The organism is Bradyrhizobium sp. USDA 4461, from assembly GCF_054055655.1.
In genome coordinates, this window is record NZ_JBSRXM010000001.1 from 4,857,798 (window position 1) to 4,883,088 (window position 25,291).

The following is a 25,291-nucleotide window of genomic DNA, read 5'->3' on the forward strand; positions in this document are numbered from 1 at the left end:
TTTGCCGATCAGGATAGCGAGTTCGATCCTCCGGTCTGCGGCGCAGGCGGCGCCGCGCGCCTGCGGAACAGGATCCGCTGATACAGCCAGCCGATCGCCACCAGTACGACGCCGAGGCACATGAACGACAGCGCCCGGTAGACACCGGTGAGTGTCGACATGTCGACCAGGAAGGCTTTCAGGATCGTCAGCCCGATCACCGCAGCGGATGCGAGCCGCGCGCGCTGCGAGTTGACGACGATGCCGATGCCGAGCAGCGCGACGCCGAACATCAGCCAGGCGATCGAATAGGTGTATTGCTCTGCACCCGTGGTCTCGCCGCGCGTCAGCACCGGTCCGTGATAGAGCCTGCGGATTTCGAACGTGACGTAAGCGAGCGCAAGCACCAGCGCGCCGGCAGCGATCGTGTTGGCATAGGCCGCGGGACGATGTCCCGCCACCGCGTAGGACAACAGCAACGCCAGCACGGCCGGCAGCGCATAGCCGAGCAGCAGCAGATTGATGAAGCTGCCGCCGACGTCCTGCCACCACAGCATCGGGTTCTCCAGCCCGAGCAAGCCGAACAGGCTGGCGAGCCCGGCGAAGGCGGTGAGCAGGACCGCGGCGACATTGTGCACGATGCTGCCGCTGCGCAGCCGCAGCCGCTCCAGTCCGATCGCCATCGCGAGCGTCACGCCCACTTGCAGTGCGACCTCGGTCAACCCGGCGCTCGCGTAATAGACATCGCCGCGATTGACCGCGTGGCGGATCTCCATGAAGGCGAGCAGCACCGTGAACAGGATCGCGGCGGACTCGACCATGCGCAGCGGGACGTCGTCGCCGTTGCGGCGCAGGAAATGGCCTCCCACCCAGAACGACAGCGCCGGCACGCCATAGCCCCACAACAGCCAGTTGAAGATCGGCGTGGTGCCGACGGCGTCGCCCGCGATCCGCGGCTCATAGCCGATGCGCAGCACGACGATGCCGGCCAGGATTGCAGCAAGCCAGCGCAGGAACGGGATCGGGCGTTGCACCGACAGCCAGGCCGTGCCCATCGACACCAGTGCCAGCGCGATGGTGAGCCAGCCCTTGTCGAGCGCAAAGGTCAGCGCCAGCGCCAGCGCCGCGAGGGCACCGGTCGCCGACAATGCGATCGAGGGCGACAGCTCTGGCCGCTCGCCGCGCCGGGTCAGCGCCTCGGTCGCCGCGGCGTAGGCCGCAGCCAGCAGCACGGCGAGGACCGCGAACGGGATCGAACGGTCGAGATGCGCGATCCGCGCATAGAGCGCGACCAAGAGCGCGATCGGCGTGAACACCGCCGCCGCGGCCCAGGTCACGGCGATCTTCGTGGTGGCAAAACGGAACTGTGCGAGGAAGCCCGCGATGCCAAAGGCAGCTGCGAACAGCGCCGCCGTGACGAGGTGCAGCGAGACCGAGCCGTCGGTCGCAGATGGGCCGATGCCCGGGATCGCGCCGCCCGGCAGCACCAGCATGTCGACATTGCGGCGAACTGCCCATTCGCCGAACACGATGAAGACGAAGGCCGACGCGGCAGCGATCGCACCGGCAGCCGCCGGCGCGCGCCAGGCGACGAAGAGGCTGCCCGCCGTCAGCAGCGCAAAGCCGATCATCGCGGTGTCGGCGTGCGCGCTGTTGAGTACGATCAGAACAGCGCCGAACAGATAGGCCGCGAGCGAGCCGGACGAGATCGGCTCGATCTCCTCGCCATCGCCGTCGGGGCCGAACATGAAGCCGCAGACCACCAGCAGCGCCGCCAGCACGAAGCCCGCGATGACGTGGAAAACATGCGGCGCGATCATCTCCGGCCCGCACTGCAGGCACGGCAAGGTCCACAGCAGCGCAAAGGCGATCGTCGTCACCGCAAGCCAGCGCCACAGCCGGATGCGGGCGAGGCCGAACGATGCCGCGGTGACGATGGCGAGGTAGACATAGAGCGACCAGAAGTCCGGCTTGTCGGAGGAGACCAGGATCGGCGTCACGAACGCGCCGACGATTCCGAGTCCAGCCAGCGCAGGCCCATGCAGCAGCGCCGCCGCCAGTGTGCCGAGCGCGACCATGCCGAGCAGGATGAAGGCGGTGGCCGGCGCGAGGAAATCATAGAGCGCGTAGGCGGCGTAGACCGTGGCGAAGGCCGCTGCGGTGCCGGCCGCGGTGAGGATCGCCGGAATGTTGGCGATCGGCAGCGCTGCGATGCTGGAGATGCTCTCCTGGCGCCGGGTCCATTCACCGGCGCCGAGCAGCGCCAGCGCGAACAATCCGCCGAGCATCGTGCGCACGCCGGGGCCGAGCAGCCCGGCCTCGATCGAATAGCGCACCATGAAGAAGCCGCCGAGCGCGAGCGTCAGGCCGCCGATCCACACCACCCAGCGGGTGCCGAGCGTCTCCTCGAAGCCGGGCGCAGGCGATGGCGGGGGCGGCGGTTCTGGTAGCGGCGGCGGCGCTGCGCCCACGGCCGGCTGTGCTTCCGGCTCGCTCGCAGCAGCCTCGGGAAGCGGCGGCGGTACGATCGGAGGCGCTGCGGGAAGCGTCTGCTCGAACGCCTCGAGCGGCGCCAGCGGCGGCGGCATCGCGGTTCGCGCGGCAGCACCGCCCGCGGCCTCGAGTGCATCCAGCCGGCGCTGCATGACCGCGATCTGGCCCAGCGCCTTGCGCGCGAAGATGATCGCGACGATGGCAATGACGAGTGTGAGGAAATCGAACGGCGAATCGAACATCGGGCCTCCGGCAGGACGCGCCGGACTTTTGGCCAGCCAGCGGCCCGTCGCAACCTAGTAGTGCACTTGGCAGGACCGGAAGTTCAAGCGATCGGGCGTGCGGGCCGTGCTATTCGAGATCGATGCGGAAGGGCCGGCCTTCGACGCTCATGCTGCCGGGGCCGATCGCATCGAGCGCGCGCAGCATCCGGCCCTCGCGGCCCAGCGCCTTGTCGGCGAGGCTGACGATCAGCCGGTTGGGCGCCGCGATCGGCGAGGCCGCGCGGATCAGCCGGGCGATCGACATCTCGTCGCGGTGCGGATTGAGCGCGCAGACGGTGGCGAATGCGCTCGCGGTCGAGCGGCTGATGCCGGCGTAGCAATGCACCACCATCGGTGCGCGGCGATCCCAGCCGCGCACGAAGCTCAGCACCCGTTCGATATGCGTCTCGTTCGGCGCGACGAAGCCGTCCATGCGTTCGACGATGTCGTCCATCGACACCTTCAGGTGGTTGTCCGGAAGCACGGAGGGCGGCCGCTGCACCTGATCGACATTGGCCATCACCGTCAGCACATGGCTGGCGCCGGTGGCACGAACCGTGTCGGAGAGCGCGGCAAGCGAGCAGACGTGAAGCATGATGGTCCTTAGCCGTCGGGTGCCGTGATTATAACGGCTGCTTGCGGACGGGCAAAGGCGGACGGCGTGATGCCGGATTGTTCGTTTTGCGGCGCAACCGCGGCAGGTCTTGCTGTGCTGCCTAAGGCGCGTGTAAGGCCTTGAAGCGTTCGAGGAACTGCTTTTCGGCCCGCGCAGCGGTCCATGGCGTCAGATAGTCGCGCTCGGTCGCTTCAGGCAACTCCGGATCGCGGCCGAACAGCCGCTTGGCTTCGGCTTGCGAAAATCCCGCCAGATGCGTCGCCTCCAGATAGGCGGCGCCGCGATCGGCGGCCTTGATCTGCTGGGTGATCTCGTCCGCCAGCACCGCAGGCAGGCCGAAGCGGATGTGGATCGCCGACAGCAGCCGCTTCTCCACCGCCTTGTATTCGCCCGCAAGCACCGCCTTGAACGGCGAGATCATGTCGCCGATGACATATTCCGGTGCGTCATGCAGCAGCGCGGCGAGCCGATGGCGGATGTCGACGCGCGGCATCTGCTGGCGCATCACGGCCTCGACCAGCAGCGTGTGCTGCGCCACCGAGAAGATGTGCGCGCCCGAGGTTTGGCCGTTCCAGCGTGCGACGCGCGCCAGTCCATGCGCGATGTCGACGATCTCGATATCGAGCGGCGACGGATCGAGCAGGTCGAGCCGGCGTCCGGACAACATCCGTTGCCAGGCGCGGCTGGCCTCCGTCGATCTGCGTGCCGTCATGTCTTCTTGAGCCGCGGGCTGCGGAGCTTGCCGCTGCAAGCCTCGTGGCAGAAGCAGGTGACGAGATGATCGTTGACCATGCCGGTCGCCTGCATGAAGGCGTAGACGATGGTCGGGCCGACGAATTTGAAGCCGCGCGCGCCGAGCTCCTTGGAGACCTTGACCGAGATCGGCGTCGAGGCCGGCACGCTCGCGGTGGTCTTGAACTGGTTGACCCTCGGCTTGCCGTCGACGAAATCCCACAGGAATTTCGAGAAGCCGGGGCCCTTCTCCATGATCTCGAGATACGACTTGGCGCTCGCGATCGTGCCTTCGATCTTGGCGCGGTTGCGCACGATGCCGGCGTCGTTCATCAGCGCATGCACCTTCTTGTCGGTGTAGCGCGCGATCTTCTCGGGCTGGAAATCGTCGAAGGCTTTGCGGAAATTGTCGCGCTTGCGCAGGATCGTGATCCAGGACAGGCCGGCCTGGAAACCGTCGAGGATCAGCTTTTCATAGAGCGCGCGGTCGTCATATTCCGGCACGCCCCATTCATTGTCGTGATAGGCGACGTAGAACGCATCGTCGCCCGGCCACGGACATCGCGTCTTGCCGTCGGGATGCAGTTGCGCGGTACGGCTCATGCGACGGTCTGCTTGGGTGTGATGCGGACAACGCTGGGGTCGGCGAGGTGGAGCGACAGGCCGCCCGCGGTCAGCGCCAGGCCGGCGTCGAGCGCATCGGCGACGCGATCGATGCGCACCAGCGCGAGGCCTTTATCGCCCGCGGTCGAGCCGATGGTGCCGACCTGCTTGTCGCCGGCCAGGATCGTTGCGCCGGCTTCGGGCGAGGGGCCATCGAGAATGATCTTCACCGTGCGGGTGCGCGCCGTGCCGCGGTGCTGCATGCGCGACACCACCTCCTGGCCGACATAGCAGCCCTTGTCGAAATCGACGCCGTTGAGTCGGTCCATGTTGGTCTCGTGCGGGAAGGCGTCGCCATACATGAAGTCGAGCCCGCCGCGCGGCACGCCGCTTGCGATCCGATGCGCCTCATAGGCGCTGGAGTCGACGAGATCGGCGCCGATCAGATCGGCGAGTTTCTGCTTCAACTCTTCCGGGATCAGGATGCGCCAGCCGAGCGCTGGGTTGCGCGGATCGGCGAAGGCAAGATCGGGGGTCGCCGCCGGCTCGCCATCCCAGGCGGCCAGCACGCCGAGGCTGTCGGAGAGGTTCTCGACCACGACCTTGGCGCGCAGCTTGTAGAAGCCGAGCTTGTCGGCGAGCCCCTTGGCGAGCGCACGCGGTGCGTCGATCAGGAAGCCTCCGCCATGGCCTGCGGGTATCTCGGTGATCAGGAAATCGACGATGATCTTGCCCTGCGGCGTCAGCAGCGCGCCGAACCGGGCCTGACCCGGCCGCAACTGTTCGACGTCGGTCGTAATGAGGCCGTTGAGGAAGTTGCGGGCGTCCTCGCCAGAGACCTTGATCACGCCCCGATCTGGAAGAAACGCTGCTTTCATTCGCAAAATTGGCTCTTTTTCCAAGTTCCTTGGGAAACGCGCAGGCTGCGGATATCCCCTGCCAAGCTAAGGCGCTAGAGTGCGCCGAACAAGGCCCGCGCGACATCCGAAAGCGGGCGCCGAGGACCGATGAATCAGCATTTTGACACCATTCTAAAATCCGGCACCGTGGTCAATCAGGACGGCGAGGGCGTCCGCGATGTCGGTATCGCGGGTGGCCGTATCGCCGCGATCGGCTCGCTCGGCCAGGCCTCGGCCGGCGAGGTGATCGACTGCAAAGGCCTGCACATCCTGCCCGGCGTGATGGACACCCAGGTGCATTTCCGCGAGCCCGGGCTGACGCAGAAGGAAGATCTCGAGACCGGCTCGCGCAGCGCCGTGATGGGTGGGGTCACCGCCGTGTTCGAGATGCCGAACACCAATCCGCTGACCGTCACCGAGGCGGCGTTCACCGACAAGATCAAGCGCGCGCATCATCGCATGCATTGCGATTTCGCGTTCTTCATCGGCGGCACCCGCGAGAACGTGCAGGACCTGCCGGAGTTCGAGCGCGCGCTGGGCTGCGCCGGCGTCAAGGTGTTCATCGGCTCCTCCACCGGCGCGCTTCTGGTCGAGGACGACGAGAGCCTGCGGCGGATCTTCCAGGTGATCAAGCGCCGCGCCGCGTTCCACGCCGAGGACGAATACCGCCTCAACGAGCGCAAGCCGCTGCGGATCGAGGGCGATCCGCGCTCGCATCCGGTGTGGCGCGACGAGACCGCAGCGCTGATGGCGACCGAGCGGCTGGTCAATCTTGCGCGCGAGACCGGCAAGCGCATTCATGTGCTGCATATCTCGACCAAGGAAGAGATCTTGTATCTGCGCGACCACAAGGATGTCGCCTCCTGCGAGGCGACGCCGCATCATCTCACCATGGCCGCGCCCGAGTGCTATGAGCGGCTGGGCACGCTGGCCCAGATGAACCCGCCGGTGCGCTCGGCCGACCATCGCGCCGGCATCTGGTACGGCATCGAGCAGGGCATCATCGACGTGCTCGGCTCGGATCACGCGCCGCATACGCTGGAGGAGAAGCAGAAGACCTATCCGGCCTCCCCGTCGGGCATGACCGGCGTGCAGACGCTGGTGCCGCTGATGCTCGATCACGTCAACGCCGGGCGGCTGTCGCTGGCCCGGTTCGTCGACCCTCACCAGCGCGGGTCCGGCGCGCCTCTACAACATCGCCTGCAAGGGCCGCATCGCGGCGGGCTACGATGCCGACTTCACCATCGTCGATCTCAAGCGTAGCGAGACCATCACCAACAAATGGATCGCCTCGCGCGCGGCCTGGACGCCCTATGACGGCGTGCGGGTGCAGGGCTGGCCGGTCGGCACCTTCGTGCGCGGCAAGCGGGTGATGTGGCAGGGCGAGGTGACCACGCCGTCCACCGGCGAGCCGGTCCGGTTCCTGGAGACGCTCAAACCGTAGCGGGTTTTACTGCCGGGCCAATGCCAGCGAGAATTCGCCGTTGCGCACCCGTGCGGGGAGGCCTTCGGCGAATTTTGCCACCGCGTCCTCGCCATAGGTCGTGACGAGCTCGGCCAGCGCCGCAAACAGGCTCGCCTGCGCGAGGCAGTCGCCATCGACGCCATCGTGACGCGCTTCCGCCCAGGCCTCGTTCAAATAGCCCAGTGCTGCCTGCTTCTGCTCGTGGTCGGGACGCGGGTCGTCTTGATGATGGGGGAAGGACGCTGGATGGCGCATGAAACTCTGCAAAATGAATGCGCGCGGTCCGAGGACCGAACCACTGCGACCCGTGAGGTGTATCACGCATGCGGGTACCGCCAAGGCCACTTCTTTCGAAAAGGTTAACGGGCGTTACGGCATTTAAAGGGGAATTCCGGCCATTCCCGCCGCCCTCAGCCGAATGAGCTGTGGATATGGTCCAGCAGCGCGCGTGGCGAGGCGCAGAGGTGGCTGGCGCCGGCCGCGGTCAGCTCCTCGGCCGTGCCGTAGCCATAGGTGACGCCGACGGCGCGGATGCCGTTGCGATTCGCCCCGATCACGTCGTGGCTGCGGTCGCCGATCATCACGGCCTTGGCCGGATCGGCCCCGGTCTGTTTCAGCGCGTAGGCGAGCAGGTCGACCTTGTTGACCCGGGTTCCATCGAACTCCGAACCGAACACGTGGTCGAAATGGAGGTTGAGCCCGAAATGGGCGACGATCCGGGTCGCGAACACGTGCGGCTTCGAGGTTGCCACGAACATGCGGCCGGGCCGTCCGCGCAACTCCGCCAGCACCTCGGCGATGTCAGGATAGACCGCGTTCTCGAACAGCCCGACATCGCCGAACCGCTCGCGGTAGAGCTCGACCGCGCGGTCGGCGAGCTCTTCGCCGCCGAGCAGCATCACAAAGCTCGCACGGAGCGGCGGCCCGATGCACCAGGTCAATTCATCCTGCGACGGAACCGGGCGGCCGAGCTTTTCCAGCGCATACTGGATCGAACCGGTGATGCCGGGCTTCGGGTCGGTCAGGGTGCCGTCGAGGTCGAAGAAGATCGCGCGGTCAGTTGGCATAACGGGCCGTCAGGTCGCGCGAGATCTTCGAGCCTTCCTCGATGTAGCGGCGGATCGCTACCGTGGCGGCGGGCGTGCAGGTCCGGTAGGTCTGCTGGAAGCCGTTATAGCCGCGGTTGAAGCCGGCGATCATCCGGGCGCGGCGGTCGCCGGACGGGGTCTCCGCGTCGATCAGCGCCTGCATCTCGTTGCGCCATTTGGCGCCCTCATTGGCGTTGCAGATGCTGCGCAGATAGTGCAGGGCGCCGAGGATCTCGGCCAGCCGCTGCAGGTCGCCGTCGAACGGCGCAGCCGCGTCCTGCGCCCGGGCGGGCGTCGCAAGGCATGCCGACATCAGGATCACAACGGCGAGAAAGGCTCTGATCATCAGGGGTTCCGGAATGGCCGTGGTATGCCCCCTCAATGCGCCCGAGGCAAGGCGGCAGGGCGCTCCAAAGCGCCCGAAAAGGCCATCAAACCAGCCGCCGGGCGGTCGCAATGACCTCGTGGAGGCTGCCGGTCACCTTGAGGTCGCCGATCTGCTCCGGGGCCAGCCATTTGAAATCGTCATGCTCGTCGTTCAGTACGGGCTCGCGGGAGGCCCAGCGCGCTGCGAAGGTCATGATCAAATAATGCCCGGTGCCGGGGCCGGTCGGCAGCACCTCGCGCCAGCCGGCAAGCCCCAGGATCTCGACCCTAAGACCGGTCTCCTCGTCGATCTCCCGGTGCAGCGCGGTGTGCAGCGTCTCGCCGAACTCGACCCGGCCGCCGGGCAGCGAATAGAAGCCCTTGCCGGGCGAGCGGGCGCGGCGCACCAGCAGCACCTTGCCGTCACGGAAGATCACGCCGGATACGGCGAGCTGCGGGCGGATCGGAGGTTCGGAAGAGGTCAAGGCAACAACCGGTTTTGAGCATGATCCGGAAACGTGGAGGCATATAGCCCGATATCTCAGGCGCCCGCCATGATCCGATCGACATCGGCCTCTGCGGCGCCGTTGATGACGCCGGCGGTCTGCATCACCAGCGGCTTGACCCAGACGATGGCCTGCTCGGCGAGCGCGACCCGGCTCTTGTCCTGCTGCAACTGCCGCATCGCGGCACCGACCTCGGTCAGGATCCTGGTCATGCTGTCGGTGAGCTGGTCGAATTCCGCCCGGATACCGGCGTTCGCCATCTCATAGGCCTCGATCGCGAGGTCACGCGCCTTGAAATTGGACGCGGTGAAATGCTCGGCATAGGACAGCGGCTGCCATTCCAGGAAATCGTCGGCGCATTCCGGCAGGTCCGGCACCATCTCCAGAAGCATGATGGCTTCGTTGAAGTGATTGAGGTAGTCGGTCGCAAGCCCGGTGCGGGGATTGATGTTGGCAGCGCGCAATTGCGCCGCCCGCGCCTCGTCGGGGTACGTCGGTCGCGGGGAAGAGCCCGCTATGGCGGCCGTTGAGGTCATTGATCGCAGTCTTTAACGCTCCAAGTTAAGGCAGAATAAACGGATACCACTCTGGACGGAATATGTGCGGACGCTTTGTCATAACCTCGCCGCCGGCGGCCTTGCGGGAGATGTTCGGCTATATCGAGCAGCCGAATTTTCCGCCACGGTATAATATTGCGCCGACCCAGCCGATCCCGGTGGTGCTGCTGCAGAATGGCGGCCGGCATTTTCAATTGATGCGCTGGGGCCTGATCCCGTCCTGGGTCAAGGACCCCAGAACCTTCTCGCTGTTGATCAACGCCCGCTCCGAGACCGTGCGGGAGAAGCCCGCCTTCAAGAATGCGATCAAGCGGCGCCGCGCGCTGATCCCGGCCGATGGCTATTACGAGTGGCACGATGCCGGCGGCCGCAAGCGGCCGTTCTTCATCCATCGCCGCGACGGCCATCCGACGGCCTTCGCAGCCCTTGCCGAGACCTGGATGGGGCCGAACGGAGAGGAGCAGGACACGGTCGCGATCGTCACCGCGCCGGCGAGCGCCGACCTCGCGCAGCTGCATCACCGCGTCCCGGTCACGATCCGCCCCGAGCAGTTCGCGCGCTGGCTCGACTGCCTGCCCAACGATGTCGACGACGTGATGCCGATGCTGAAGGGACCTGACGTCGGCGAATTCGCTTGGCACCAGGTCACGATGCGGGTCAACGCGGTTGCCAACGACGACGCGCAATTGCTGCTGCCGATGACCGCGGAAGAGATCGCGGCGGAGGACGCACCGGCAGCGAAGAAGGCCGCGCCAAGGAAGGCGGCTGTGCGTGAGGATGACGGGCAGGGGTCGTTGTTCTAGCGGCTGGCTGAGGCAGCGCCGTGCGATTTGGAGTTTCACGCACGTTTTCTCCACATCGTCGTCCTGGCGAACGCAGGCGCCCGATACTCTCCGTCGTCATTCCGGGGCGCGCGAAGCGAGAGCCCGGAATCCATTGCTCCACAGGCCCTGCGGCATGATGGATTCCGGGTTCTCGCTTCGCGAGCGACGGAATGACGGGTGAGGTGGCTACCCCTTCACGTGCGCCACGCCCTCGATCTCGATCAGCATCTTCGGATTGGGTAGCGCCACCACCACGCAGGTGGTGCGCGCGGGATACGGCGCGGGGCCGAATGCGCCGGCATAGAGTGCGTTCATCGCGGCGACGTCGCTGGCGCGGGTCAGCAGCACGTTGACCTTGACGAGATCGCGCGTCGTCGCGCCCGCCTCGGTCAGCACGCGCTTGAAATTGGTGACGACATTGGCGAACTGCGCCTCGAAGCTGTCGGGCAGCTCGCGGTTGGCGTCGAAGCCGGGAATGCCGGATATGAACAGCAAATCGCCGACGCGGGCGCCGAACGAGAGCGGCGGCGCCTGGACGCCGGGCGGAGGAGGGAAGTGCTTGATCTCTGTCATGAGGTCACCCGTCTGCGCGAGATGGAAGGGGAGAGGTTTCGATGATGTGCGGCGCGGCCGCCCGCCGGCGCCAGACCTCGTTGCCGAACATGCCGGCCAGCATCGCGACGACGAACACCACGATCGGCAGCGACAGCCCGGCGAGATTGACAAGTGCCGGCCCGGGGCAGATGCCGGCGAGGCCCCAGCCGATGCCGAACAGCACGGCACCGCCGACCAGCGGCGCATCGATGTCGTTGCGGTCGGGCCAGACGAAGCGCGCTGACAAGGCGGGCGCGGTGCGCTGCCGCGCGATCGCAAAGCCTGTGGCGGCCACCGCAACCGCGCCCGCCATCACGAAGACGAGCGTCGCATCCCAGGCGCCGAACAGGTCGAGGAAGCCGAGCACCTTCTGCGGATCGGTCATGCCGGAGATCAGAAGGCCCGCGCCGAAGATCAGGCCGCACGCGAAGCTTGCGAGAACCGGCATGGCTAGCCTCCTATCACATGTCTTGTGATCGCAACGGTTGCGATCGCCGCCGTCATGAAGATGAACGTCGCCGCGATCGAGCGGCCGGACAGCCGCGCGAAGCCGCAGACGCCGTGGCCCGAGGTGCAGCCGTTGCCCATGCGGGTGCCGAACCCGACCAGGAGGCCCGCGATCGCGATCACTGCGAGGCTTCCGTTCATCGCCGGCCGCGGCAGCGGCGCGCCGAACAGGGCCGCGACCAGCGGTGCCGCGATCAGCCCGGCGATGAATGCGATGCGCCAGCCCCGATCGCTGGTATCGGGCTGGAGCAGGCCGCCGGCGATGCCGGTAACCCCCGCGATTCGTCCGGTCAGCAGCATCAGGAGCGCCGCGGCAAGCCCGATCAGCGCGCCGCCGGCAAGGCCGGAAACTGGGGTAAAATTGTGCATCGGTGCGGGTCCCTGTTGCGCAAACTCCTCAGCGATGGCGCAAAGCGGTGGCCGCATATGCGCCAATGGTCGCGCGACTATAAGGGCGATGATAGACTCCGCGCGAACATGAACAAGCGCAATCCCGCGTGTTTTGCAGGCATTTCGACGTGCCGCCGCCCGGTCGGATTGCCGCGATTCGATCTGGAGAACTCCCCATGAGATTGTCATCCGCTGCCCGCGCCGTGCTGTTCGCGCTGGCGCTGCTCACCGGATCGTCCGCTGCGCTGGCCGACGAGGGCGCGGTGACGCTCGTCATCTTCAAGGGCGGCTGGGTGTTCGGCGGCTCCGCCGGCAAGGGCGTCCTGACCTTCCACGGCCAGACTTACGGGCTCACGGCCGGCGGGCTGGACTACGGCCTCGTGTTCGGCGGCTCGCAGACCACGTTGCAGGGCCGGGTGCGCAACATCCGCCGCGCCCAGGATATCGCCGGCGTCTATGCCGCGGCCGGCGTGGGCGTCGCGCTCGGCGCCGGGATGCGCGGCATCCTGCTCACCAACCAGAACGGCGCGGTGCTCGAACTGAGCGGCAAGCAGGTCGGCCTGATGGCCAATGTCGATCTCAGCGGGTTGGCGATCACGTTGAAGGAGTAGGACGCCGCCCGCCGCTTCGTCATTCCGGGGCTCGCGGAGCGAGAGCCCGGAATCCATTCATCCACTAACTGTGCAGCCCAATGGATTCCGGGCTCGCGCCAAGCGGCGCGCCCTCAGGTGCGCAATTGCGCACCGGGGAATGACGGAGAAGTCTGCGCCGTTCCATCCGGATATCTACGCGATCCATTCGGCGAGTTCGCGCCACGGCTGCAAGCTCCAATGGCCGGACGCCGCGCCCGATGGCGACGGCAGCACGAACACATCGGGAAATCCATTCATCGCCGGCTGCCTCCCGAGCGCAAGCGCGCTGGTCGGTTTGCCATAAAACAGGCTCGCCGCCTTTCTGCTGGTGAAGGCGATGGTCTTCGGCCGATATGTCTCGATCTTCGTCCTGAAGCCGATCACATCGAACGCGTCCCGCGCGATCTCATGATCCATCCCGGCGCCGGTCTTGCAGAGATCGGTGAAGCCGATGCCGAGTGCGAGCAAAGCCGCGAACTCGTCCGGCCGATAACGCCGCGGCGTGATTCCCGCCTCATGCAGCGCGCGCCAGAACCGGTTGCCGGGATGCGCGTAGTAATGTCCGACTGCGGCCGAGCGCGTGCTCGCCGCGGTGCCGACGAACACCAGGCGCAGATCGGCGCGGAGCTGGTCGGGGAGGCGGTGAAGATTGCTGTCGGGCATCGCAGCGCGGTACCAGTGGCCTTGCTTAGTCGAACTCGTCCTTCGGCAAACCCAGCTTCTCGACCAGGCTATGCAACAGCGCAAGCTGCCCCCTGGTGATTTTTCTGAACGCCTCGTTCAACGCAAACCAGCCGGCGCGATCCGCCTCGGGAAACTCCGCCAGCCGGCCCGACCGTGGCGGCCACTCCATTTTGAAGGTGTTGCTCCTGAACGCCGCAAGGTCGAAGTCGCCTTCGAAGGCCCAGGCGCTGACATGCTTGCCGCTGGGCTGCCTGAAGCTGCCAAGCGCGATGAAGGTGCCGACCGGCCGCTGTCCCGTTTCCTCCTCGAATTCGCGTTGCGCGGCGATCAGCGGATCTTCGCCTTCCTCGTGGAGGCCCTTGGGGGTGGACCATGCGCCGTCGTCCTTCCTCGCCCAGAACGGGCCGCCGGGATGCACCAGCAGCACCTCGAGGCCGTGCCTGCGGCGAAACATCAGGAGACCGGCGCTGCGCTGGGGCATGATCGATCCTGCAAGCTTGCCGCGATGCCAAAGCATGATCCGGAAAAGTGCGAAGCGGTTTTCCGAAAAGATCATGCTCAAACAGAGAAGCTAAAGCGCGATAACGATTCAACCAAATCTCATCGCGCTTTAACGCACCGGCTCCTTGATCTCGTCCTCGGCCGCGACCGCCTGCGCCGGCCCGGTCGCACGCACCATCAGGAACCGTCCCGAGAACGCCGTGCCGCGGATGCTCCAGCGACCGTCGATCTCGGTCGCGTCGGCATTGACCGCGCCTTCATAGTGGACGGTGTCATAGCCGTAACCAGCCGGCTCGTAGCGCTTGACGAACGTGACAGCGCTGCCGGAGCGGTGACCGGACAGCGAAGCGTTGTGGGTGCTGATCGGGCAGCCCGGCGCGACGCAAGGTTCGGTCACGCTGCCGCCGAGCGCGCCGCCGGCGTCGATCAGCGTCGCCAGGAACGTGACCATGCCGCTCGGCTGCACATAGCTGCCGTCCCAGACGCCGGTGAGGTTGTCGTCCATGTCGCTCGTCCGAATTTCCCGCGCGTTGAAAGGCAGGGATCGATGTGGCGCTTGCAGCGTCTCAACGCAAGTCGCATGCGCCGCGTCGCGGTTGCCTGCACAGGCAAAACGGTCTGTAATCCCTTCAAACAGATCAAGAAGACTATTGGAGCGATCCATGACGGGAGAGGCGAAAACCCATTTCGAGGTGATCGTGGTCGGCGCCGGCGTCGCGGGCATCTACCAGATCAAGCGGCTCGCCGATCTCGGCATCGATGCCACCGTGCTGGAAGCCGCGCCCGATCTCGGCGGCACCTGGTACTGGAACCGCTATCCCGGCTGCCGTTTCGACTCGGAGAGCTATACCTACGGCTTCTCGTTCTCGCGCGAGCTGCTCGACGAATGGCACTGGAAGGAGCGCTTCTCCGGCCAGCCCGAAAATCTGCGCTACCTCCACTACGTCGCCGACAAGTTCGACCTGCGCCAGCACATGCAGTTCAACCGCAAGGTCGAGACCATGGTCTTCGACGAGACGCGCGATCTCTGGCGATTGAGGATCAGTGACGGCCGCGAGCTGACCTGCCGCTTCGTGGTGCTCGCGATCGGGCTGCTGTCGGCGCCGACCATGCCGCGGTTGCCCGGGATCGAGGACTTCAAGGGACTTTCTTTCCACACTTACTATTGGCCGCACGAGCCGGTCGATCTCGCCGGCAAGAAGGTCGCCGTGATCGGCACCGGCGCCACCGGCATTCAGGTGATCGGCGAGATCGCCGACAAGGTCGGCCAGCTCACCGTGTTCCAGCGCCGGCCGAACTGGAGCGCGCCGCTCAACAACTCTGCGATCTCGGAAGCGGAGATGGCCGACATCCGCGCCCGCTACGACGAGATCTTCGCCGCCTGCGCGCTGACGCCGGGCAGTTTCGTCCATGGCCCCGACAAGCGCGGCTTCTACGAGGTGAGCCGCGAGGAGCGGCTGAAGCTGTGGGACAAGCTCTACGACGAGCCCGGCTTCGGCATCTGGCTCGCGAATTTCCGCGAGATTTTCATGGATGAAGCCGCCAATGCGGAATTGTCCGAGTACATCGCAGGCCGCATCCGCCAGCGCGTCAACGATCCGAAGGTCGCGGAGAAGCTGATCCCGCGGGATCACGGCTTCGGCGTGCAGCGCCTGCCGCTGGAGACCCGCTATTTCGAGGCCTATAACCGCGACAACGTCCACCTCGTCGACCTCTCCGAGACGCCGCTGGTCCGCGTCACCGAGACCGGTTTGCGCACCACGGCGCGCGACTATGCCTTCGACATCATCGTCTACGCCACCGGATTCGACGCCATCACCGGCGCCTACGACCTGATCGATATCCGCGGCGCCGGCGGCGAGAAGCTCGCCGACAAATGGAAGCACGCGCCGTCGACCTTCCTCGGCATGCTCGTGCACGGCTTCCCGAACCTCTTGATGCCGACCGGCCCGCAAAGCGCGTCGGCTTCGACGAACTTCCCGCGCGGCATCGAGAACGGCGTCAACTGGTGCACCAATCTGCTGCAATACATGTGGGACCGCGGCCTGACCCGCGCCGACGCCACGCTGGAAGCGCAAGAGCGCTGGACCGCGCATGTCGTCAAGATGTACGAGATCATGCTGATGCGCAAAGCCAAGGGCTGGTTCACCGGCTACAACTCCAACGTCCCGGGGCATGAAGAGGGGACGGTGCGGTACTTCGTCTACAACGGTGGCACGCCGAAGTTCTTGGGGATCATCAACGGCGTGGCGGAGAAGGGGTATCAGGAGATTGAGTTTGGCACGGGGGCGAGGCACGGCGCGCAGACAGCGCTTAGCGCGTCTGCGTAGTGTCATTGTTCGTAAGGGAAGCATCGGCAGATGGGTTCCCCCCCCTTGCGGGGGCGGGCTAGCGAGAGGGGCATACGCCGGCGTCCGTGGTACCCCTCTCTCCAACTCTCCCCCGCAAGGGGGGGAGAGAGCCCTCCCATCGTGCCCGCCTACCATAGTGGTTTATGCAACTCGGTCGCAGTAAGCTCTGTCGCAATGCCCAGCACCAAGCTTAACTTGACCGGGTCGCTGACTGACGTCGCAGCCAGAAGCTGAGACACCAAAATCGGCTAACGAGCGTTAGCAAGGCGGAGCAAGATGATTGTTGTCCCGATTCTGGCAATTGCGACGACTATTGCGGTCCTCTGGTCAGCTTACAAATTCCAGACAGCTTACGTCGCGCTCATTGACGTGTTGCCTTCGCAATTTCAGGATGGGTTGAATTCGAAGTTTGCCTTTTCGGAGTACATTCTTAGGCCAACGACGCCTTTGCCGACGCAGGCAGACTATGTGCAATCCCAAGTGGGCTCTTGCTTCGCTGCGCTCGGCATAGCGCTCCTTTGCTATCTTTACGAAAATCAGGTCGTTGGTGCGATTGTATTCGTGATGTTTCTCGCCTTTTCGTTTCTTACGATTAGATCTTGGAAGCTTTACCGCATGAATTGTAGTCTGCGACCGTTCCAAGATGAGGCGCGGTAGCATTTGGCCTGCATGCTGCAGTGGTACGTGGGGCGAATAGGAATCCAGGATGTCGCTTCGCATCCAGGCTCCATTGACAAAAAAGCCGGGCTTTCGCCCGGCTTCTCATTCGCAGATGGATGCCCGGGTCAGGCCCGGGCATGACGAGCGGTGAGGTCGAAGCCTCACAACACCCGATTGCTCTCCTTCACTTTGTCCGCGTCGAGATACAGGTTCTCGCCCATCTCCTTGAACTTGGCGCTCATCGTCGCCATGCCGTCCTCGATGGTGCCTGACATCGACGCTCCGACGCCGGTCGGGTCGTTGAGCGTCGCGGCGTAGTCGCGGACGTCCTGGGTGATCTTCATCGAGCAGAATTTCGGGCCGCACATCGAACAGAAATGCGCGACCTTGTGGGCTTCCTTCGGCAGGGTCTCGTCGTGGAAGTTCTTCGCGGTCTCGGGGTCGAGGCCGAGGTTGAACTGGTCCTGCCAGCGGAAGTCGAAGCGAGCACGTGACAGCGCGTCGTCGCGGAGTTGTGCAGCGGGGTGGCCCTTGGCGAGGTCTGAGGCGTGGGCCGCGATCTTGTAGGTGATGACGCCGACCTTGACGTCGTTGCGATCGGGCAGGCCGAGATGCTCCTTCGGCGTGACATAGCAGAGCATGGCGCAGCCGAACCAGCCGATCATCGCGGCACCGATGCCCGAGGTGATGTGGTCATAGCCCGGCGCGATGTCGGTGGTCAGCGGCCCGAGGGTGTAGAACGGCGCCTCGCCGCATTCCTTGAGCTGCTTGTCCATGTTGATCTTGATCTTGTGCATCGGCACGTGGCCGGGGCCCTCGATCATGACCTGGCAGCCCTTGTCCCACGCGATCTTCGTCAACTCGCCGAGCGTCTCCAGTTCGGCGAACTGGGCGCGGTCGTTGGCGTCGGCGATCGAGCCCGGGCGCAGGCCGTCGCCGAGCGAGAACGAGACATCGTATTTCCGCATCAGGTCGCAGATCTCGTCGAAATGGGTGTAGAGGAAGCTCTCCTTGTGATGCGCGAGGCACCACTTCGCCATGATCGAGCCGCCGCGCGACACGATGCCGGTGACGCGGTTGGCGGTGAGGTGGATATAGGCGAGGCGCACGCCGGCATGGATCGTGAAATAGTCGACGCCCTGTTCGCACTGCTCGATCAGGGTGTCCTTGTAGAGCTCCCAGGTCAGCTTGACGGGATCGCCGTCGCACTTCTCCAGCGCCTGATAGATCGGAACGGTGCCGATCGGCACCGGCGAGTTGCGCAAAATCCATTCGCGGGTGGTGTGGATGTTGCGGCCGGTCGAGAGGTCCATCACGGTGTCGGCGCCCCAGCGGATCGCCCACACCATCTTGTCGACCTCCTCCTCCACTGATGAGGTCACCGCCGAGTTGCCGATATTGGCGTTGATCTTGGTCAGGAAGTTGCGGCCGATGATCATCGGCTCGAGCTCGGCATGGTTGATGTTGGAGGGGATGATGGCGCGGCCGCGCGCGATCTCGTCGCGGACGAATTCCGGCGTGATGAAGGCAGGCACCGCGGCGCCAAAACTTTCACCGTCGGCAAGGGCTGCCTCGGCGCGTTCGAGCTGCTGCTTGCGGCCGAGATTCTCGCGTTCGGCGACGTAGATCATCTCCTTGGTGATGATGCCGGCGCGGGCGAATTCGAGCTGGGTGATCTTGTGGCCGTCGAGGCCGCGCAGCGGCGTGTGGTGCGCGGTGAACGCCTTGGCGGCGTGGGCTGCACCGACATTGCCGTTGTCCTCCGGCTTGATGGTGCGGCCCTCATACTCCTCGACGCCGCCGCGTTCCCTAACCCAGGCCAGCCGATTGCGCGGCAGGCCGGCATTGACGTCGATCGTGACGTCGGGATCGGTGTAGGGGCCCGAGGTGTCGTAGACCGGCAGGTTGGGCTCGCCGGCGCCTTCCGACAGGATGATCTCGCGCAGCGGCACGCGGAGATCGGGTGCGCTTGCGGGCGTCGCGAAGATCTTGCGCGAGGCGGGCAGCGCGCCTGTGGTGACGGCGGGGCGAGTGGTGTCGGGGTTGGAGCGGATGTTCATGAGGGATTCTCCGTTAGTTCGTTGGCAGCGCTGCGCGCGAGTTGAGTACCGCTGTCATCCCCGCGAAAGCGGGGATCCAGTATTCCAGAGGCCGCGGTGGGATACGGTGAAGCCGCGGCGTGCTGGATCGCCCGGTCAAGCCGGGCGATGACGGCAGGGGGTGTGGAACGAGAGTGTGCATCACGCGGCCTCCGCGCTAAGGCCGAGCCATTGCCGCACCCGCGCGTCGGGGTCCGCGTTCTGGGTGACGTCACTGACGACGGCGATCGACGAGGCGCCGGCGGCGAAGATCTCGGCTGATTGCTCGAACTTGATGCCGCCGATCGCGACAAGGGGAATGGCGCCGATCCGTTTCTTCCACTCGGTGATCTTCGCAATGCCCTGCGGCGCGAAGCGCATCGATTTCAGCGTCGTGAAGAAGATCGGGCCGAGCGCGACATAGTCCGGCTTGGCGGCGAGCGCGGTGGCGAGCTCGGCATCGTCATGGGTCGAGATACCGAGCGTGAGCTTGGCTTTGCGGATCTCGGCGAGGTCGGCTGCCGCGAGGTCTTCCTGGCCGAGATGCAGGTGCTCGGCGCCGGCAACGATCGCCGCGCGCCAGTAGTCGTTGACGACGAGTTTTGTGCCCGTGCCCCTGGTCACCACGAGCGCGTCGGTGACGATCTGCAACGCCCCGGAATCGTCGAGCTCTTTCGCGCGCAGCTGGATGGTGCCGACGCCGAGTTTTGTCAGTCGCTCGACCCATTGGACGCTGTCGACGACGGGATAGAATGGATCAGGATACGGCATGCCAGAACGGGGTCCCAACGACAGGGGTGGAGGGGGAGGCGAAGTCGCGCGCTTGCATCAGCCCGGCTTCGTAGGCGGTGCGGCCGGCCTCGACGCCGAAGCGGAAGGCATTGGCCATCGCCACGGGATCGTCGGCTTTTGCGATCGCGGTGTTGAGCAGCACGGCGTCATAGCCGAGCTCGAGCGCTTCGGCGGCGTGCGAAGGTGCGCCGAGCCCGGCGTCGACCACCAGGGTGATGTCGGGCAGGCGATCGCGCAGCAGTTTGAGTGCATCGCGGTTGGTGATGCCTTTTGCACTTCCGATCGGCGCGGCCCACGGCATCACCACCTTGCAGCCGGCCTCGACCAGGCGCGAGGCGACCGAGAAATCTTCGGTGCAGTAGGGAAACACCTCAAAGCCGTCCTTGACCAGGATGGTAGCGGCCTCGACAAGGCCGACCACGTCGGGCTGCAGTGTGTCGTTGTCGGCGATCACCTCGAGCTTGATCCAGGGCGTGCCGAACAATTCGCGCGCCAGCTTTGCAGTCGTTACCGCTTCGCGCACGCTGCGGCAGCCCGCGGTGTTCGGCAGCACGGTGACGCCGAGCTCGCGGATCAGCGCCCAGAACGCATCGCCGGTCTTGCCGCCCGCGGCCTCGCGCCGCAGCGACACCGTGACGATGCTGGCGCCGGACGCGCGGATCGCGTTCTGCATGATCGCGGGCGAGGGATACAGCGCCGTGCCGATCAGCAAGCGGGAGGGGAAGGATTTGCCGTAGAAGTTCACCATGTTCGAGGCGTCTCCTCAAATGTGGTCGTCATCCCCGCGCATGCGGGGATCCAGTATTCCAGAGGCCCTGCCGTCAACCGAGGAGCCGCGGCGTACTGGATCGCCCGGTCAAGCCGGGCGATGACGGCGGAGTAAAGGGCGCGATTGCGCGTCACATCACCCTCCCTGCCGCGGCGTGATGATCTCGATCTCGTCGCCGGCTTGAAGCCGCGTCTCGGCCCAGCGGCTCTTCGGCACCACGTCGTAATTCAGCGCGATCGCGAAATGGCTGCCCTCGTAGTCGAGCTCGGCCAAGAGCGCGTCGACGCTGGCTGCGTTGATCTCCCGCTGCTCGCCGTTGACAATTACACGCATTGGACGATCACACGCATTGCATCACCTCATTGTCGATTTCGCCGCGCGCGAGATAGGCGAGCGTCAGCTCGGCCAGCGCGGGCGCCAGCAGGAAGCCATGGCGGTAGAGTCCGTTCACCGTGATGCGTTCCTGCTCGATCCTGATTTTCGGCAGATTGTCCGGGAAGGCGGGCCTGAGCCCGGCGCCGAATTCGACGATGCGCGCCTCGCCGAACGCCGGGTGCACCACATAGGCGGCGCCGAGCAATTCCAGCGCCGAGCGCACGCTGACGCCGTTATCCTCGGCCTCGATCGAGGTCGCGCCCAGCATGAAGCGGCCGTCGCCGCGCGGGATCACGTAGAGCGGCCAGCGCGGATGGATCAGCCGCACCGGGCGCAACAGCTCGACCTCGGACGTCTCGATGATGATCATCTCGCCCTTGACGCCGCGCAGGCTCGGCTCGCGGTCGCGCGCGGCAAGCCCGCGGCAGTCGATCACGAGGCCGTCGAGATCATCGGCTTCCACGGCGCTGCCGAACCTGATGGTGCCGCCGGCCTTGGCGATCGCCGCATGGAGCTGCGGCAGCACGCGGCGCGGCTCGACATGGCCTTCCTCGGGATAGAACAGTCCCTCGCGGAAGCGGCCCTCGAGCGACGGCTCGAGCGCACTCACGGCCTGCGCGTCCAGCCTGCGGTAGCCGGTGGTGAGACGGGCGAAGCGCTCGAAATCGGTGCGGTCGCGCGGATGCGCCACCACCAGCGAGCCGTTGAACGCGGTTTGCGGAAAATGGTCGCGCCACAAATCGAGCGAGCGGATGCCAAGCCGCGAGATCACCGGCTCGGAGGCCTCCGCTTCGCACCACGGCGCCAGCATGCCGCCGGCCCAATGGCTTGTGGAGTCCGTCATCCCAGCGTCACTGCGCTCATGCAGGGTGACGGCACGTCCGGCCGCTGCGAGCAACAACGCATGCCAGGCGCCGGCTATCCCTGCGCCGATGATGGAGACGGGGGAATCCCCCCGCGGTCTTGACGTCTGGTACATCCCTGTCCCTTCGCCGGCATGACCCGGATCAGGTTCAAAGGGTCACCGCGGTCCCGAACTGATCGCCTGACGGCGACGCCCAAGCTTGCGGTATCTCAGCTCCTCCTTCGGAGCACCCCTCGGAACGGCTCTAATGTAGGCGGATGGGCCTCTGTGTCAACTTGTATGCCACGAGCGGGCGCGCCGTGGTGCCGCAGCTCCTCACACGAGGTTACAGCCGTAGGAACGCGTGATCTCGCCGCGGGGAGGGCCCGCAGCCGCGCCAAGCGCGTCAGCGCCGCGACAGGCTTACTTTTCGGCCTGTTCCGGCCTCGGCTCGGCGGTATCGGCCGTCACCTGATCCTGCTTCGCGAGCTCCTTCGGCGGTGCACCGGCGGCGCCATGCATCGCCTCTTTGAGGTGACCGCCGCGCTGCCGCTTTGCGACATAGTAATACCCGCCCGCGAAATAACGCACGGCTCGATCGAAATCGCCGTTGGCGGCACGATAGGCGCCGGCGAGGTATCTGACGCCGTATCGGAGGTTGGTCGCGGCGTCGCGCAGACCTTCGGCGGTACCGGTGTAGCCGACCCCGCGGGCGGTCGCGAGCTTGATCTGCATCATGCCGATGGCGCCGCCGCGCCCGATCAAATGCGGCTGGTACTTGCTCTCGCGGACGATGACGCGATGGACCAGCTCTTCCGGCACCAGATTGGCCTGCGCCTCGGCCGCCACCATCGCCTCGTATTGCGCGCGCGATTGCGCACTCGCGCCGGCGCAGGACGCAAGCCACGCAACGGCGGCAAGGCTGCTGACAGCAAGGCTGCTGACGGCAAGGCGGCTGAAGGTCTGAACGGTCTTCATCTCTGATACGCTCGGGTGGGTCAAACGCGCGTCGGTTCTGCGGTCTCATTGGTACGGCGAACGGGCAGGAATGTGGCAAAACCTTCGCATCAGCGGACGATCTGCGTCGGTGATTGTCCGGATGTGGGCGAGGCGGACGGCGCGCGTGCGCGGCGGATGCTTCAAATTGTCTGCTTCGATCGACTCAGCCGAGAATTGTTTTTCTTCCGATTTTCCCGATCGCGTTATGCCGCACGCTATCCACAGCAGTTTGTCGTGCAAACGACTCGACGAAGGTTTACACTTCTCGGCAAGGCAGCGCGCGTGTTGAGTCAGCACGTCTGTCCATTCCAGAGCACGCAAGAAACAACATTCGGGAGATGCGCCATGAATCGTCAAGATTCAGTCCGTCAGGACATTGGCTATATGCCTCGCGAAAATCCCTGCGCGCAATGCGGCAAGCCGATCGCCCGCCCCGATTGGGTCGAGCACAGCGAAGGCCGCACGTCTTATCTGTGGAATTGTCGCGCCTGCAATTACCGCTTCGAGGCGGTCGCGATCTACGACCACACGCAACTCACGCCGCTCGCCGCCTGAACGCTGCTCGCCTCGCCTGATCAGGCTGCGGTTCGCTGCGGCGGCTGCAACGGTTGCTGATGCGCCGGCAATTCGATCCGGACCACCAGCCCGTGCGGAGTGCGATCGTGCAGCGACAGCGTGCCGCCATGCGCGAGCACGATGGCGTTGGCGATCGACAGGCCGAGGCCGAAGCCTTCGGCTTCGTCCATGTTGCGCGCCTGGTCGCCGCGCACGAAAGGCTCCATCACGGTCGACTTGTGCGCATCCGAGATGCCGGGGCCGTCGTCCTCGATGTCGACGACGAGGCGGTCGGGCCTGACGTCGAGGCGAACGGTCACCTCGCCGCCGAAGCGCGCAGCATTGTCCACCAGATTGGTGATGCAGCGATGCAAATCGGCGGGCCGCGCGGTCGCCATCGCGTGCTGCGGGCCCTCGTAATTGACCTTGTGTCCCATGTCGACGAACTGGTCGGTGACGAGGTGCAGCGTGCTCGCGATGTCGACCAGCGTCATCTCCTCGAGCTTGCGGTCGTTGCGCAGGAACGACAGCACCGATTCCAGCATCGAGCGCATCTGGTCGAGGTCGCGCAGCATGCGGTGGCGATTGGTCTCGTCCTCGATGAATTCGGCGCGCAGTCGCATCCGCGTGATCGGCGTGCGCAGATCGTGGCTGATCGCGGCCAGCATCTTGGTGCGGTCGTCGATCAATGCGGTGATCCGCTCGCGCATCCGGTTCAGCGCCTTGGCGAGCGAGCGGATCTCCTCTGGCCCGCGCTCGGGCAGCGGAGCTTCGGCGCCGTTCAGGCTGAAGGTCTCGGCCGCCTTGACGAACGACGACAGCGGCGCGGTCAGCGCCCATGCCGCCCACAGGCCGAGCAGGGTGACGCTGATGACGGCGAACAGCACCGTCATCATCCACGGACCGCCCCAGAACGGCCGCATGTGCTGATCCGGCATCAGGTTGGCGGCGAACATCGCGCCGTCGGGCAGGCGGATCGCGACGCGGCGGATCTCGCTGTCATGCGGCGCAGAACCCGCCTCGCGCGGCAGCGAGAAGACGCGATAGCCGGCCCCGAGCCGGCGCAGCGCGTGCAGGCTCGGCGCGTCCGTCTCGGCGAGCGCGCCGGCGTCGGCCGGCAGGTCGCCGACCGCAAGCTGCGGGAATGCGCGGGCGATGTCGGCCTGGAGCCGCGGCCGCTCCGATGCCGGAGCATGCCCGAGCAGTTGCGCGGCGGCGGCGAGTTGGGTGTGCCAGCGATCCGACGCATCGGGCCGATCCGGGCGATGGATCAGGAAGGTGGCGGTGATGATCAGATGCAGCGCGACGATCGAGACGACGACCAGCGCCGCCATCTGGGCGCCGATCCCCCGCAGACTCAGCACGCGCAGCAGCTTCATGGTCAGTTGCTCGTCGCGGCAACCGCCTCCACCCTCGGAGTGAACACATAGCCGCCGGAACGCACCGTCTTGATCATGGTGGCTTCCTGCGGATCGGGCTCGATCTTGCGCCGGATACGGCTGACCAGCACGTCGATCGAACGCTCGAACGAGCCGGCGCTGCGGCCCTGCGTCAGGTCGAGCAGGCTGTCGCGCGACAGCACGCGGCCGGGCCGTTCGCAGAAGGTCCGCAGCAGGTCGAACTCGGCGCTGGTCATGGCGACGCGCGCGCCGTCGGGGTTGCGCAGCTCGCGCAAGCGGATGTCGATGCGCCAGCCGAGGAAAGTCAGCGTGGTCGCGCCCTCGATCGCGCTGGCGTTGCGCGCGGCGGCCTGCCGGCGCAGCACCGCGTTGATCCGCGCCAACAGCTCGCGCGGGTTGAACGGCTTTGCCAAATAATCGTCGGCGCCCATCTCGAGGCCGAGGATGCGGTCGACGTCCTCACCGCGCGCGGTCAGCATGATGATCGGCGTCTGCGACTCCGCGCGCACCTTGCGGCACAGGCTGAGGCCGTCCTCGCCGGGCAGCATGACATCGAGCACCAGCAGATCGACGCGGTGATCGGTCATCGCCTTGGCCATCTCGCGGCCGTCGGAGGCGGTCGTGACGTGGCAGGAATTGGTGCGGAGATATTTTGCGATGAGGGACCGCGTCTCGCGATCGTCCTCGACGACTAGGATATTGGGCGCAGCCTGGGTCATACCGATCTTTTGTCCGTGATTCGGGGAAAGCGGCTCAGGAATTTTGTTTC

28 protein-coding genes, 1 pseudogene and 1 riboswitch are annotated in these 25,291 nt (G+C 65.8%); of the genes and pseudogenes, 5 read left to right on the top strand and 24 right to left on the bottom strand.

All coding sequences use genetic code 11. The annotated features are described in order from the left end of the window. Positions 1-8: 8 nt before the first annotated feature. The 5 genes from ACVINW_RS22380 to ygfZ all read right to left on the bottom strand — a co-directional run bounded on the left by ACVINW_RS22380 (position 9) and on the right by ygfZ (position 5,564). Positions 9-2,714 carry a DUF2339 domain-containing protein gene (locus ACVINW_RS22380; RefSeq protein WP_456753287.1) on the bottom strand — a complete coding sequence of 902 codons (2,706 nt, stop codon included), beginning with the start codon at positions 2,712-2,714 and terminating at the stop codon, positions 9-11. A 109-nt stretch (positions 2,715-2,823) separates the two neighbouring features. Next, positions 2,824-3,330: a tyrosine phosphatase family protein gene (locus ACVINW_RS22385; protein WP_456753288.1), complete on the bottom strand. Its 507-nt coding sequence runs from the start codon at positions 3,328-3,330 to the stop codon at positions 2,824-2,826. 121 nt (positions 3,331-3,451) lie between these two features. Next, the gene (locus tag ACVINW_RS22390; RefSeq protein WP_456753289.1) at positions 3,452-4,063 is read right to left on the bottom strand and encodes a YfbR-like 5'-deoxynucleotidase; all 612 of its coding nucleotides are present in this window, start codon (positions 4,061-4,063) and stop codon (positions 3,452-3,454) included. Further along, on the bottom strand, positions 4,060-4,686 hold the full coding sequence (locus ACVINW_RS22395) for a DNA-3-methyladenine glycosylase I (protein ID WP_456753290.1): 627 nt from the start codon (positions 4,684-4,686) through the stop codon (positions 4,060-4,062). The genes ACVINW_RS22390 and ACVINW_RS22395 overlap by 4 nt, the downstream gene beginning before the upstream one ends. Further along, entirely contained in the window at positions 4,683-5,564 is an 882-nt protein-coding gene (ygfZ, locus tag ACVINW_RS22400; protein ID WP_456753291.1) for a CAF17-like 4Fe-4S cluster assembly/insertion protein YgfZ, read from the bottom strand. The genes ACVINW_RS22395 and ygfZ overlap by 4 nt, the downstream gene beginning before the upstream one ends. Before the next feature lie 129 nt (positions 5,565-5,693). Between ygfZ and ACVINW_RS22405 the strand changes: the two are divergent. After that, a pseudogene (locus ACVINW_RS22405) lies at positions 5,694-7,029 on the top strand (dihydroorotase). A 6-nt stretch (positions 7,030-7,035) separates the two neighbouring features. Here ACVINW_RS22405 and ACVINW_RS22410 read toward each other — a convergent pair. The 5 genes from ACVINW_RS22410 to ACVINW_RS22430 all read right to left on the bottom strand — a co-directional run bounded on the left by ACVINW_RS22410 (position 7,036) and on the right by ACVINW_RS22430 (position 9,546). Then, positions 7,036-7,305 carry a hypothetical protein gene (locus tag ACVINW_RS22410; protein ID WP_456753292.1) on the bottom strand — a complete coding sequence of 90 codons (270 nt, stop codon included), beginning with the start codon at positions 7,303-7,305 and terminating at the stop codon, positions 7,036-7,038. 155 nt (positions 7,306-7,460) lie between these two features. Beyond that, positions 7,461-8,117, bottom strand: a complete 657-nt coding sequence (locus ACVINW_RS22415; RefSeq protein WP_456753293.1) for an HAD family hydrolase — start codon at positions 8,115-8,117, stop codon at positions 7,461-7,463. Then, positions 8,107-8,484 (bottom strand): TIGR02301 family protein, encoded by a 378-nt coding sequence (locus ACVINW_RS22420; protein WP_456753294.1) that lies wholly within the window; start codon positions 8,482-8,484, stop codon positions 8,107-8,109. The genes ACVINW_RS22415 and ACVINW_RS22420 overlap by 11 nt, the downstream gene beginning before the upstream one ends. An 85-nt stretch (positions 8,485-8,569) precedes the next feature. After that, a complete protein-coding gene (locus ACVINW_RS22425; protein ID WP_456753295.1) occupies positions 8,570-8,989 on the bottom strand; it encodes an NUDIX hydrolase in 420 nt (139 codons plus the stop codon). A gap of 56 nt (positions 8,990-9,045) precedes the next feature. Beyond that, entirely contained in the window at positions 9,046-9,546 is a 501-nt protein-coding gene (locus ACVINW_RS22430) for a hypothetical protein (protein WP_456753296.1), read from the bottom strand. 62 nt (positions 9,547-9,608) lie between these two features. Here ACVINW_RS22430 and ACVINW_RS22435 point away from each other — a divergent pair, with 62 nt between their 5' ends. Continuing rightward, positions 9,609-10,370: an SOS response-associated peptidase gene (locus ACVINW_RS22435; RefSeq protein ID WP_456753297.1), complete on the top strand. Its 762-nt coding sequence runs from the start codon at positions 9,609-9,611 to the stop codon at positions 10,368-10,370. A gap of 207 nt (positions 10,371-10,577) precedes the next feature. Here ACVINW_RS22435 and ACVINW_RS22440 read toward each other — a convergent pair whose 3' ends face one another. Genes ACVINW_RS22440 through ACVINW_RS22450 form a run of 3 tightly spaced genes read right to left on the bottom strand, consistent with a single transcriptional unit; the run spans position 10,578 to position 11,861 of the window. Then, positions 10,578-10,964, bottom strand: a complete 387-nt coding sequence (locus ACVINW_RS22440) for a RidA family protein (protein ID WP_456753298.1) — start codon at positions 10,962-10,964, stop codon at positions 10,578-10,580. A gap of 4 nt (positions 10,965-10,968) precedes the next feature. Next, positions 10,969-11,433 (bottom strand): DUF6691 family protein, encoded by a 465-nt coding sequence (locus tag ACVINW_RS22445; protein WP_456753299.1) that lies wholly within the window; start codon positions 11,431-11,433, stop codon positions 10,969-10,971. A 2-nt stretch (positions 11,434-11,435) separates the two neighbouring features. After that, complete coding sequence (locus tag ACVINW_RS22450) at positions 11,436-11,861, bottom strand: YeeE/YedE family protein (protein ID WP_456753300.1); 426 nt, start codon at positions 11,859-11,861, stop codon at positions 11,436-11,438. Between the two features lie 197 nt (positions 11,862-12,058). Here ACVINW_RS22450 and ACVINW_RS22455 point away from each other — a divergent pair, with 197 nt between their 5' ends. Continuing rightward, positions 12,059-12,493 carry a hypothetical protein gene (locus tag ACVINW_RS22455; protein ID WP_456753301.1) on the top strand — a complete coding sequence of 145 codons (435 nt, stop codon included), beginning with the start codon at positions 12,059-12,061 and terminating at the stop codon, positions 12,491-12,493. 174 nt (positions 12,494-12,667) lie between these two features. Here ACVINW_RS22455 and ACVINW_RS22460 read toward each other — a convergent pair whose 3' ends face one another. The 3 genes from ACVINW_RS22460 to ACVINW_RS22470 all read right to left on the bottom strand — a co-directional run bounded on the left by ACVINW_RS22460 (position 12,668) and on the right by ACVINW_RS22470 (position 14,204). Continuing rightward, on the bottom strand, positions 12,668-13,177 hold the full coding sequence (locus ACVINW_RS22460; RefSeq protein WP_456753302.1) for a mismatch-specific DNA-glycosylase: 510 nt from the start codon (positions 13,175-13,177) through the stop codon (positions 12,668-12,670). A gap of 25 nt (positions 13,178-13,202) precedes the next feature. Further along, positions 13,203-13,679 (bottom strand): NUDIX domain-containing protein, encoded by a 477-nt coding sequence (locus tag ACVINW_RS22465; protein ID WP_456753303.1) that lies wholly within the window; start codon positions 13,677-13,679, stop codon positions 13,203-13,205. A gap of 129 nt (positions 13,680-13,808) precedes the next feature. Next, positions 13,809-14,204: a hypothetical protein gene (locus ACVINW_RS22470; protein WP_456753304.1), complete on the bottom strand. Its 396-nt coding sequence runs from the start codon at positions 14,202-14,204 to the stop codon at positions 13,809-13,811. Between the two features lie 157 nt (positions 14,205-14,361). On the opposite strand from ACVINW_RS22470, the gene ACVINW_RS22475 reads away from it, so the two are divergent. Next, the gene (locus ACVINW_RS22475; RefSeq protein ID WP_456753305.1) at positions 14,362-16,029 is read left to right on the top strand and encodes a flavin-containing monooxygenase; all 1,668 of its coding nucleotides are present in this window, start codon (positions 14,362-14,364) and stop codon (positions 16,027-16,029) included. 842 nt (positions 16,030-16,871) lie between these two features. Here the strand turns inward: ACVINW_RS22475 and thiC are convergent. The 6 genes from thiC to ACVINW_RS22505 form a co-directional block, all read right to left on the bottom strand. After that, positions 16,872-18,770, bottom strand: coding sequence for a phosphomethylpyrimidine synthase ThiC (gene thiC / locus ACVINW_RS22480; protein WP_456753306.1), 1,899 nt, complete (start codon positions 18,768-18,770; stop codon positions 16,872-16,874). Positions 18,771-18,950: 180 nt separating this feature from the next. Then, complete coding sequence (gene thiE / locus ACVINW_RS22485; RefSeq protein ID WP_456753307.1) at positions 18,951-19,559, bottom strand: thiamine phosphate synthase; 609 nt, start codon at positions 19,557-19,559, stop codon at positions 18,951-18,953. Continuing rightward, positions 19,546-20,328 (bottom strand): thiazole synthase, encoded by a 783-nt coding sequence (locus ACVINW_RS22490; protein ID WP_456753308.1) that lies wholly within the window; start codon positions 20,326-20,328, stop codon positions 19,546-19,548. The genes thiE and ACVINW_RS22490 overlap by 14 nt, the downstream gene beginning before the upstream one ends. Positions 20,329-20,484: 156 nt before the next feature. Next, positions 20,485-20,682, bottom strand: coding sequence for a sulfur carrier protein ThiS (gene thiS / locus ACVINW_RS22495; protein WP_456753309.1), 198 nt, complete (start codon positions 20,680-20,682; stop codon positions 20,485-20,487). Between the two features lie 7 nt (positions 20,683-20,689). Further along, positions 20,690-21,703: an FAD-dependent oxidoreductase gene (locus ACVINW_RS22500; protein WP_456753310.1), complete on the bottom strand. Its 1,014-nt coding sequence runs from the start codon at positions 21,701-21,703 to the stop codon at positions 20,690-20,692. Further along, positions 21,691-21,833, bottom strand: a riboswitch (TPP riboswitch). (Overlaps the previous gene by 13 nt.) A gap of 158 nt (positions 21,834-21,991) precedes the next feature. Continuing rightward, on the bottom strand, positions 21,992-22,546 hold the full coding sequence (locus ACVINW_RS22505) for a transglycosylase SLT domain-containing protein (RefSeq protein ID WP_456753311.1): 555 nt from the start codon (positions 22,544-22,546) through the stop codon (positions 21,992-21,994). 366 nt (positions 22,547-22,912) lie between these two features. Here ACVINW_RS22505 and ACVINW_RS22510 point away from each other — a divergent pair, with 366 nt between their 5' ends. Continuing rightward, entirely contained in the window at positions 22,913-23,122 is a 210-nt protein-coding gene (locus ACVINW_RS22510) for a hypothetical protein (RefSeq protein WP_456756473.1), read from the top strand. 20 nt (positions 23,123-23,142) lie between these two features. Here ACVINW_RS22510 and ACVINW_RS22515 read toward each other — a convergent pair whose 3' ends face one another. Together ACVINW_RS22515 and ACVINW_RS22520 are read right to left on the bottom strand one after the other, a co-directional pair. After that, complete coding sequence (locus ACVINW_RS22515; protein WP_456753312.1) at positions 23,143-24,501, bottom strand: ATP-binding protein; 1,359 nt, start codon at positions 24,499-24,501, stop codon at positions 23,143-23,145. Positions 24,502-24,503: 2 nt separating this feature from the next. Then, positions 24,504-25,241 (bottom strand): response regulator, encoded by a 738-nt coding sequence (locus ACVINW_RS22520; RefSeq protein ID WP_409902747.1) that lies wholly within the window; start codon positions 25,239-25,241, stop codon positions 24,504-24,506. Positions 25,242-25,291 lie beyond the last annotated feature (50 nt).